The 424-nt window shown below is 75.0% G+C and carries 1 protein-coding gene; it reads right to left on the bottom strand.

Annotation, left to right across the window (positions count from 1 at the left end):
* Positions 1 to 30: 30 nt before the first annotated feature.
* Positions 31 to 424: glycosyltransferase (locus tag FV222_RS29150; protein WP_147816576.1), on the bottom strand; the 394-nt coding region annotated here is incomplete at its 5' end.

Here is a 424-nt window from a genome sequence, read left to right as displayed (position 1 = left end):
TTCGCATTCCTCGTTCGGCCCGTCACCCCGTCAGCCGAGCAGCGCCGCCTCGGCGCCTGCCGGCAGGGCGAGGTCGGCGGCGTGGGCGTGCGCGCTCTCGATGTTGCCGAAGAACTGGCGGGCGCTCTCGGCCCATGTCCGCCGCAGCGCCTCGGCGCGGCATTGGGCGCGCGGGATCTCCAACGCGGCCAAGCACGCCGTCCGCAGGTCGGCGTCGAGCACGCCGGCGCCGGTCCCGGCGACGACGTCGAGGGGGCCGGTCACCGGGTAGGCCGCCACCGGCAGGCCGCAGGCCATCGCTTCGAGCAGCACGATGCCGAAGGTGTCGGTGAGGCTCGGGAACACGAACACGTCGGCGGCGGCGTAGAGGGCGGAGAGTTCCGCGCCGGTGCGGGTGCCGAGGAAGCGCGCCTGCGGGTTGGCG

The sequence above is a fragment of the Methylobacterium sp. WL103 genome, assembly GCF_008039885.1.
GTDB classification, from domain to species: domain Bacteria; phylum Pseudomonadota; class Alphaproteobacteria; order Rhizobiales; family Beijerinckiaceae; genus Methylobacterium; species Methylobacterium cerastii.
This window is presented reverse-complemented; position numbering and strand designations above follow the sequence as displayed.